This window comes from Corallococcus sp. CA053C, from assembly GCF_003611675.1.
In the GTDB taxonomy this organism is placed as follows: Bacteria; Myxococcota; Myxococcia; order Myxococcales; family Myxococcaceae; genus Corallococcus.
In genome coordinates this window covers 48,836-58,265 of record NZ_RAWA01000016.1, presented here as the reverse complement: position 1 = coordinate 58,265, position 9,430 = coordinate 48,836, and the positions used below count along the sequence as shown (strand labels likewise).

Annotated in this window: 7 protein-coding genes and 1 tRNA gene; 5 read left to right on the top strand and 3 right to left on the bottom strand. The window is 70.0% G+C overall.

Annotated features, from left to right (window positions below):
- Positions 1 to 151: 151 nt before the first annotated feature.
- On the bottom strand, positions 152 to 1,534 hold the full coding sequence (locus tag D7V97_RS03840; protein WP_120609212.1) for a di-heme oxidoredictase family protein: 1,383 nt from the start codon (positions 1,532 to 1,534) through the stop codon (positions 152 to 154).
- A 297-nt stretch (positions 1,535 to 1,831) separates the two neighbouring features.
- Between D7V97_RS03840 and D7V97_RS03835 the strand changes: the two genes are divergently transcribed.
- The 3 genes from D7V97_RS03835 (at position 1,832) to D7V97_RS03825 (ending at position 6,436) form a co-directional block, all read left to right on the top strand.
- Positions 1,832 to 4,852 (top strand): DEAD/DEAH box helicase, encoded by a 3,021-nt coding sequence (locus tag D7V97_RS03835; protein ID WP_120609211.1) that lies wholly within the window; start codon positions 1,832 to 1,834, stop codon positions 4,850 to 4,852.
- 129 nt (positions 4,853 to 4,981) lie between these two features.
- Positions 4,982 to 5,956, top strand: a complete 975-nt coding sequence (locus tag D7V97_RS03830; protein ID WP_199728692.1) for an NADP-dependent oxidoreductase — start codon at positions 4,982 to 4,984, stop codon at positions 5,954 to 5,956.
- A gap of 93 nt (positions 5,957 to 6,049) precedes the next feature.
- Positions 6,050 to 6,436, top strand: a complete 387-nt coding sequence (locus tag D7V97_RS03825; RefSeq protein ID WP_147444676.1) for a hypothetical protein — start codon at positions 6,050 to 6,052, stop codon at positions 6,434 to 6,436.
- A gap of 9 nt (positions 6,437 to 6,445) precedes the next feature.
- On the opposite strand, the gene D7V97_RS03820 is transcribed toward D7V97_RS03825, so the two are convergent.
- Positions 6,446 to 6,751: a hypothetical protein gene (locus D7V97_RS03820; RefSeq protein ID WP_120609209.1), complete on the bottom strand. Its 306-nt coding sequence runs from the start codon at positions 6,749 to 6,751 to the stop codon at positions 6,446 to 6,448.
- 189 nt (positions 6,752 to 6,940) lie between these two features.
- Between D7V97_RS03820 and D7V97_RS03815 the strand changes: the two genes are divergently transcribed.
- On the top strand, positions 6,941 to 7,228 hold the full coding sequence (locus D7V97_RS03815; protein ID WP_120609208.1) for a hypothetical protein: 288 nt from the start codon (positions 6,941 to 6,943) through the stop codon (positions 7,226 to 7,228).
- 29 nt (positions 7,229 to 7,257) lie between these two features.
- Here D7V97_RS03815 and D7V97_RS03810 read toward each other — a convergent pair.
- Positions 7,258 to 7,343 (bottom strand) — tRNA-Leu (locus D7V97_RS03810).
- 335 nt (positions 7,344 to 7,678) lie between these two features.
- Here D7V97_RS03810 and ffh point away from each other — a divergent pair.
- The gene (gene ffh, locus D7V97_RS03805) at positions 7,679 to 9,313 is read left to right on the top strand and encodes a signal recognition particle protein (protein WP_120609207.1); all 1,635 of its coding nucleotides are present in this window, start codon (positions 7,679 to 7,681) and stop codon (positions 9,311 to 9,313) included.
- The last annotated feature ends 117 nt before the right edge of the window (positions 9,314 to 9,430 follow it).

The following is a 9,430-nucleotide window of genomic DNA, read 5'->3' as shown; positions in this document are numbered from 1 at the left end:
GCGTGGGGCTGCATGAAGGGGGCCCGCAGGCTAGCCCAAGGATCCGCCCCGTCCACCGTTTCGGGGTCCAGGACGACGGAAGTCTCCTCCAGGCGGCGGGCCTCCTGGCCGCTGGTCGGACGGGGGGACAGGGGCTGTACCCCTGTCGACGCTAGAGCGACTTGAGGAACGCCAGCAGCGCGGCCCGGTCCTCCCGGGGCAGCCGCACATAGCGCGCCTGCGCCGGAGCCGCCTCGCCCCCGTGCCAGAGCACGGCTTCCTCCAGGTTGCGCGCCCGGCCGTCATGCAGGAAGCGCGTGTGCTTGTTGACGACCTCCACCAGCCCGATGCCCCACAGGGGAGGCGTGCGCCACTCCTGGCCCGTGGCGAGCCCATCCGGGCGCCCATCCGCCAGGTCCTCGCCCAGGTCGTGCAGCAACAGGTCCGTGTAGGTGTAGAGGACCTGACCGGACACCTCGTCGAAGCCCTCCACGGTCCCCGTCTCCTGGGGCGTGTCGATGTGGCAGGCCGCGCACCCGATGGCGCGGAACACGGCGTGGCCGCGCTGCACCTCGGGGGCCTCCCAGTCGCGCCGCTTCGGCACGGCCACGAGGCGCATGTAGATCATCAACTGTTCCAGGTCGTCCGGAGTCACCTCCGGCGCACCGGGAGCGTCCCGCCCCTGCTCAAGGGGATACAGGGTCGTGGTGAGCCCCATGTCCGCGAGGAGCGCATGCGCCACCTGCTGTCGCAGCGTGGGCTGGTTGGCCTTCCATCCGAAGCGGCCCAGCCGGGTGGCGCCGGTCTCCACGTCCAGCACCTGGTTGGCGCGGCCGGAGATGCCGTCGTGGTCGCGGTCCTCGGGGTCGGCCCGGGCGAGGATGGCCGCTTCGGGAAGGGCCTCCAGCAAGCCCAATCCAAAGTTCACGGGCGACACGCGAGCGGACACGGGGGCCCCGTCGCCCAGCGGGCCATGAACGAGCCCCTGGAACTGGTAGCGCGGACGCACGAGCGAGTACGGCTCGCCGGTGGCGAACGTGCCGCGCGTCTCCTCGAACTCAACGCGGACATGGCCCTCGGGCACGTGGCCCTCCAGGGCGTGCGCGTCGAGCTGGCCGCCGTACAACGGATGGGGACCCGCACCCTCGGGCGCGCTCAACTGGAACACCAGCGAGACGGGCGCTTCGGAAGGCGAGGCCGGCGGCTGACCCCGGCCGTCCTTCACGTGGCAGGTCATGCAGGAGGAGGCGCTGAAGAGCGGGCCCACGAGGACGGGGCCCCTGCCGGCCTCGCTCCAGTCGCGGTCGAAGACGCCCTTGCCGGCGTAGAAGTCCGGCCAGCGCGAGCGCGGCATGTTCATGGGCGCGCGCCCGAAGGCGTTGCGGCCCGGATCCGTCACGGTGGTGGCGCCGCCGGAGCGCTCCACGCCGGGAAGGACGACGGGAGGCAGTGCGCCCAGAAGGAGGGGCTCGGGACGGCGGATGACGGTGGCCCACGCGGCGCCGACGAGCAGCGCTCCGGCGGAGATGCCAGCGATGGACCAGGGCACGCGCATCCGGAAGCCTCCACGAAACCCGACCCAAGGACGGCGTGCTTCGTTCGCAACGGGGGAGCAGGAGCGCCTTGCACCTGCCACGCCACGCACCGCGCCAGCCCGGCTCCGCTCGGAGGCGCAGCGCCGGGTGACACGGCGATCCCGGCGGCTGTAGCGCGGTGGGTTACAGGGGAGCGCGGGGGTGTATCGGCCCGCGTTACAGCGGAGGGCTCCACGGACACTCCGGGTGCGGATGTCCTCCACTCCCGCCGTGATGTTGCGTGGAGTGCGACGGGGGACTAGGGAACCGGTCCTCGTATGTCGGCGCTCGCGGAACTGCTCGATGCCCTCCGGGAAGAGACCCGCCCGGAGACCTGGTCTGCCGGCATGGCGCTCGCTCGCGCGGGGGCCGTCTCGGTGCTCTCCGTGGGTGAGGAGGAGACCGTGGTGCGCGTGCGCGTGCCAGGTCGTCCCGCGCCCGTGAAGTCCGTGCTCTACCCGGAGGACGAAATCTGGGAGTGCGACTGTCGCGGCAAGCACGACCCCTGTGAGCACGTGATCGCGGCCGCCTTCTTCCTCCACCAGGCCGAAGGCCGCCGCGTGCCGCCGTCCCCGGCCCGCCCCGGCACCGCGCCCACGGCCGCACGCCCTGGCACCGCCCCCAATGCCGTGCGACCCGGCACCGCGCCGAAGCCGGAGCGCATGGTGTACCGCTTCAAGCGCGTGGACGGAGGCCTCCAGCTGGAGCGCCTGGTGGTGCGTCCGGACAACACCGCGCGCCTCCTGGCCCGCAGCCTGACGTCCCTCCTGAACAACCCCGTGGAAGCAGCGCGCATCCAGGTGGAGCCCTGCGACCTGCTCGCGGACAAGCTGCTGGCGCAGCCCACGAAGGGCGCGCTCCCCACGAGCCGGCTGGACGCCCTGCTGCACGTGCTGGAGAAGGCGCGCACGGTGCTCTTCGACGGAGTGTTGGTGTCCGTCTCGAACGAGCCCCTCCTCCCGCGCGTCACCGTGGAGGACCGGGGCGAGCAGACGGTGCTCAAGGTGGAGAAGGATCCGCGCATCACCGAGCTGGTCAGCCCCGGCGTCGCGCTGTGCGCGGGCACGCTCTGCCGGCTGGGCGAACAGACCCTCACCGGCGCGCGGCTGGAGAACCTGCCGCAGGAGCGGGTCTTCTCCGCGGATCAGCTGGCGGATCTGACGGGCAAGGTGTTGCCGGACTTCGCGCGGCGGATGCCGGTGGACGTGAAGAGCCGGCGGCTGCCACCCATCGACCGGACGCTCAAGCCGCGCATCTCGCTGGAGCTCGACAAGCTCGACGCGGGGCTCTCCGTGCTGCCCACGCTGGTGTACGGCTCACCGCCCACCGCGCGCATCGACAACGGGCGCATGGTGTACCTCCAGGGCGCCGCCCCCGTGCGCGACGAGGCCACCGAGACGAAGCTGATCCACCAGCTGCGGGACGAGCTGAACATGGCGCCGGGCCGGCGCGTGACGGTCCACGGCAAGGACGCGGTGCAGCTCGCGGACAAGCTGCGGCGCTGGAGGGGCGGCCTCACGGGCGACGCGGCGGGCGTGGTCAGCCCCGACGTGAAGCTGCGGCCCACGCTCACGCTGGACACGACCACCACCGAGGCCGGCGTGCCCCGCGTGGGCTTCTCGCTCGACTTCCAGGTCGAAGGCCTGGGGCCCGGCGTGACGCGCTCGGTGGACGCTGGCGCGGTGATGCGAGCCTGGGAAGAGGGCTTGGGGCTGGTGCCGCTGGAGGGCGGCGGATGGGCGCCGTTGCCCACGGGCTGGCTGAAGGCCCATGGGCAGCGCGTGACGGACCTGCTCGCCGCGCGCGAGACGGACGGGCGCATCGCCAACCACGCCATCCCCCAGCTCACCGGGCTGTGCGACGCGCTGGAGCACCCTGCCCCGCCCGGCCTGGAGCGACTCGCTCCGCTGGTGCAGGGCTTCGAGAAGCTCCCCGAGCCGCGCCTCCCCAAGGACCTCACCGCGACGCTGCGCCCCTACCAGCTGCAGGGCGTGAGCTGGCTCACCTTCCTGCGACAGGCGGGGCTGGGAGGCGTGCTCGCGGACGACATGGGCCTGGGCAAGACCCTGCAGACCCTCTGCACGGTGGGCCCTGGGACGCTCATCGTGGCGCCCACGAGCGTGCTCCCCAACTGGGAGGCGGAGGTGAAGCGCTTCCGCCCGTCGCTGAAGGTGGCCGTCTACCACGGCGTGGGCCGGACCCTGGACGAGACGGCCGACGTGACGCTCACCACGTACGCGCTCCTGCGCCTGGATGCGGCCATCCTGGGCGCGAAGACGTGGGACACGGTGGTGTTGGACGAAGCGCAGGCCATCAAGAACCCGGACAGCCAGGTCGCGCGAGCGGCCTACGAGCTGGACGCGGGCTTCCGGCTGGCGCTCAGCGGCACGCCCATCGAGAACCGGCTCGAGGAGCTGTGGAGCCTGATGCACTTCACCAACCGGGGGCTCCTGGGCGGACGCAAGGCCTTCGAGGAGCGCTGGTCGCGGCCGGTGTCGGAGAACCAGAAGGGAGCCGCCGAGCAGCTGCGCGCGAGGATTCGTCCCTTCGTGCTGCGCAGGCTCAAGCGCGACGTGGCGCCCGACCTGCCGCCGCGCACCGAGGCCGTGCGGCACGTCACGCTCACGGAGCAGGAGCGCGCCGTCTACGACGCGGTCCACGCCGCGACGCGCGAGGAGGTCGTGTCGCAGCTCGAGGAGGGCGGCAGCGTGCTGAAGGCGCTGGAGGCGCTGCTCAGGCTGCGGCAGGCGGCCTGCCATCCCGCGCTGGTGCCGGGGCAGCAGGCGAAGACGTCCTCGAAGGTGCAGGCGCTGGTGGAGGCGCTCGGCACGGCGGCGGACGACGGGCACAAGGCGCTCGTGTTCTCGCAGTGGACGTCGATGTTGGACCTCATCGAGCCCGCGCTGAAAGAAGCAGGCATCGGGTTCATCCGGTTGGATGGCGGCACGGCGAACCGGGGCGCGGTGGCCGCGTCCTTCCAGGACGAGAAGGGCCCGCCGGTGATGCTCATCTCGCTGAAGGCGGGAGCCACGGGGCTCAACCTCACGGCAGCGGATCACGTCTTCCTGGTGGACCCCTGGTGGAACCCGTCCGTGGAGGCGCAGGCCGCGGACCGCGCGCACCGCATCGGGCAGCAGCGACCGGTGATGGTGTACCGGATGGTGTCCCAGGGCACGGTGGAGGAGAAGATCCTCCTCCTCCAGGACAAGAAGCGCGCCCTCTTCGAAGCCGCGCTCGGAGGAGCCTCGGGAGGAGGCGCCGCGCTCACGCGCGCGGATCTCATGCAGCTGCTGAACTGAAGGCGAGCGGGGGCACGACCGCTCGGGCACGAGCGTGCGTTCAAGGTGCGAAGGAAGCAGCCCCTGACGCTCACGCGGGGAGTGCGCACCGTTTCGGGGAGTCTGGCTTTACCCGAAAGGAGTCACAGCATGCCCCCGTCCATTCCCGACACGATGAAGGCCGCGGCGCTCGACCATTTTGGCGGCCCCGAGGTCCTCGGCATCAAGACCGTGTCCGTTCCCACCTGCGGTGACGACGAGCTCCTCATCCGCGTCGCGGTCGCCGGAGTCGGCGCCTGGGATTTCATGGAGCGCGAAGGACAGATGGCCGAATTTGTCCCAGGAGGCCCGCGCTTCCCCTACATCCCCGGCACCGACGGCGCGGGAGAGGTGGTCGCGGTGGGCAAGGCCGTGCAGGGCTTCAAGGAGGGCGACCGCGTCTACGGCACCGCGTTCAACAGCAACAAGGGAGGCTTCTACGCGCAGTTCACCGTGGTGAAGGCGCGGCAGGCGGCACGGATTCCCAAGGGCCTGAAGATCGAGCAGGCAGCGGCCCTCGCGGCGGATGGCATCACCGCGCTGCAAGGCGTTGAAGAGCACCTCCAGCTCAAGGCAGGCCAACGCCTGCTCATCTTCGGCGCCAGCGGCGGCGTGGGACACCTCGCCCTACAGTTCGCCAAGAGACTGGGAGCCCAGGTGTTGGCGATCGCTTCGGGCGAGGACGGGGTGGAGCTGGCCCGTCGGCTCGGCGCGGACGCGGTCGTCGAGGGCCGCCAGGGAGACGTGGACAAGGCCTGCCGTGAGTTCGCGCCGGACGGCTTCGACGGCGCGTTGGTGCTGGCGAGCGGGGACACCTGCGAGGTCGCGCTCAAGCACGTCCGCCAGGGAGGGCGCATCGCGCACCCGAACGGCGTGGTGCCTCCTCCGAAGGGCTCCGGGAGCGTCAAGGTCATCGCCTACGATGGCATCGCCCATCCGCAAGCCCTGCAGCGGATCAACGAGCTCATCGAAGCGGGCCCCTTCCATCTGGAGATCGGTCACCTCTACGCGATGGAAGAGGCCGCCAAGGCGCAGCAGGAGGTGCGCAAGCACCACCTGGGCAAGTTCGCGATGCGGATCCACTGACGCCGCGAAGGCCCTCCCGGCCACAGCGGGCCGCTGAAGGTGACCTGGAAGGAAGAGAGGGGCTACTGGAGCCGGGAGGAGGTCGAGGCCGCCATGCGCCAGGGCAATCCAGACGTCAGGGCCGCCCTCGACCGGCTGCTGTTCTGCCGCAACAGCACCGGGCAGAACGAGATGTCGCTGCTGGGATACCTGGGGACGAAGGAGGCGGCGGAGACCGCGTATGCGATTGCGCAGCGTTGCCCTCACGCGCAGGCGACCGCCACCGCGGCGCTGGTGCGCTTGAAGGACCCGAGGGCTGCGAAGTTCCTACCCCAGGCGCTGGAACAATGGGGCCAGGACCAGGAGGCGCTGAAGCGAGCACTGCTGGACGCGTACACCCCGAAGCTGGGCCAGCAACTGCTCGCACTGGAGGCCAAGGGCCACGAGCAGGCCGGGAGCATGGTGAAGTTGCTGAAGGCCGCCGGGGTGATGAAGGAATAGCTCCGGCCGTCAGTGCGGTCCGGCGTCCTTCGCGGCGGGGGTCAGCATCCGGACCGCCACGGAGCGGCACTCGGCGCACGCCACCCCGGTGCGCTCCCAGTGCACCTGCGCCTCCAGCTCGCTGGAGTCCTCCGACCCGGCCTCCAGCCGCTGGACGAGCTCCGCGAGCGCATCGCCGCGTCCGCCCTCCGCCTCGCCAGCAGGGTCGAGCAGGTCCTGCTCCCCTTCGAGCACCAGGCTGAAGCGGTAGTACACCTCGTGGGCCGCCAGGACGCGCTGACACGCCGCACAGGTTCTTGGTTGCGGACCCGTCATACCGCCAAGCGTAGCCAGGAACGCCCACGCCCGCCCCCACAACCTTTGAGCGAGGCCCGGGAGGATTCGATGTGCAGTGCACTTGACACTCCTCACGTCGTCCCTAGCTTCCGGCACACGAAAACGAAGCGCCCTGACACCCCGAGTGCGCGGTCCTTTTCGCCTTCCCTCAAATCCTCTGGAGCAAGCATGACCAGGCATCTGAAGATGCTGTTCGTCGCGGCAATGGCAGTGACGGGAATGGTGGGCTGCGGCGTGGACGCCGCGATCGACTGTCACTCCATCTGCGACCGCTATGCCTCCTGCTACGACAGCAACTACGACACCTCCGCGTGCGAGAGCCGCTGCCGGGACAACGCGAACGACGATGACGACTACAAGCGAAAGGCAGACATGTGTGACGCCTGCCTCACGGACCGGGCCTGCACTTCGGCGACCTTCGCCTGCGGAACCGACTGCGCCGCCGTCGTCCCCTGAGTGACGCGGAGGGCAGGCGGGGGCGTGAATGCACGAGCCGGGGATCGAACCCGGACGACCCTTGCGAGTCAGCGGATTTTAAGTCCGCTGCGTCTGCCAGTTCCGCCACTCGTGCTCTCACCGCATCGACAAGCTACATCATCCCGCCTCATGGCGCGCACGGTGGGACGGCCGGTCCTCGTGACCCCACCCGCATGCGCATGAAGAGCGCGGGTTCGGACGTCCTCCCAGGGCGCAGGCCCCTGGCGAGGAACGGGCCCCAGCCCCCCGAACGGAGTGCCAGCCCCGCCGGACGGCCCGGAAACGGGGCGCTGGCGGGCCCTCCCGAGGGGCCTGGGGGCTTCCGAAGCCCTTGAATGGTGGGGGAAGTCCCTTGATTCCTCCACTGCTGGACGGCCGGGGCTTCCGAGAGCGTCGCATCCGGCGGGCCCCTGTTATAAAGCGCCCCCCATGCTTGAGACCGTCACCAAGGGCTTCCGGGCCGCCAAGAACCGCCTCGCCGGCAAGAGCGAACTCACCCCCGACCTGGTGGACGAGTCGCTGCGAGACATCCGGGTTTCGTTGTTGGAGGCGGACGTCGCCTTCGACGTGGTGAAGAAGTTCGTCGCCCGCGTCCGCGAGAAGGCCGTGGGCGAGGTGGTGCAGACCACCGTCACGGACGCAGGGGGCCAGAAGCGCCGCGTGAGCGCGATGGACCACTTCATCAAGATCTGCCACGACGAGCTGGAAGCCCTGATGGGCCCGGTGGACACGAGCCTCCACCTGAAGCCGAAGGGCCAGCTGTCCGGCATCATGATGGTGGGCCTCCAGGGCTCCGGTAAGACGACGACGACGGGCAAGCTCGCCAGCCGGCTCCTTCAGGAAGGGCGCAAGCCGTTGCTGGTCGCCGCGGACATCTACCGTCCGGCCGCCGTGGACCAGCTCAAGGTGCTGGGAGAGCGGCTGAAGGTCCCCGTGTACTTCGAGCCCGGCATCCAGCCGCCGGAGCTGGCGAAGCGGGGCTACGCGGCCGCGCGCGAGCAGAAGTGCGACGTGGTGCTCATCGACACCGCCGGTCGGCTCGCCATCGACGAGACGCTGATGACGGAGCTGGAGGCCATCAAGTCCAACGTGCAGCCGGACACCATCCTGTTGGTGTGCGACGCGATGATTGGCCAGGACTCGGTGCGCACGGCGGCCGAGTTCGACCGGCGCCTGACGCTGGACGGCTTCATCCTGACGAAGCTGGACGGTGACGCGCGTGGTGGCGCGGCGTTGTCCATCAAGGAAGTGACGGGCAAGCCCATCAAGTTCCTCGGCATGGGCGAGTCGATGGACAAGCTGGAGGAGTTCCGTCCGGAGGGCCTCGCGGGCCGCATCCTGGGCTTCGGCGACATCGTCGGCCTGATGAAGGACTTCGAGAAGGTCGTCGACGAGAAGAAGGCCGAGGACGACGCGCGCAAGCTGTTGTCCGGCCAGTTCTCGATGAAGGACTTCGTCGAGCAGATCCGCATGGTCCGCCGCATGGGGCCGCTGAAGGACCTGCTGGAGAAGTTCCCCCTCTTCGGAGACCTCACCGAGCACCTGAACCCGGACGAGAAAGAGCTCACGAAGATCGAGGCGATGTACGACTCGATGACGGCGAAGGAGCGCCTGCGTCCGGACCTCATCAACGCCAGCCGCATCAACCGCATCTCGAAGGGCAGCGGTCGCAAGCCGGAAGAGGTGCGCGAGCTCCTGCAGAAGTTCGGGATGATGCAGCAGGTGATGGGCACCATCGGGCAGAACCCGGGCCTGCTGGGCCGCATCCCCGGCTTCAAGCAGCTGGGGCAGCTGGGCCAGATGAAGAACATGGACCTGGGCAGCATGTTCGGGAAGGACCCGAAGATGCTGGAGAAGGCCATGGCGGGGATGGGAGGCATGCCCATGCAGCTGCCGCAGATCGCCCCGGGCTACACGCCCCCCATGGGCCAGGCCGCGATGGCCAAGGCCCGCCTGATGGGCTACGCGCCTCCGCCCGTGGGCAAGCCGGACGATCGCGACGCCATCAAGGAGCGGCGCAAGAAGGAGAAGGAGAACAAGAAGAAGAACCGCAAGAAGAAGTAGCCCGCGTCCAGCGGCACCCGAAGTCCCCCTGCCCGCGCGTCCCCACCTGGAAACCCTGGGGGCGGCGGGCAGCTGTGTATCCGAGGCCGGACGCCCATCCCGTCCGCCGGACGCCCA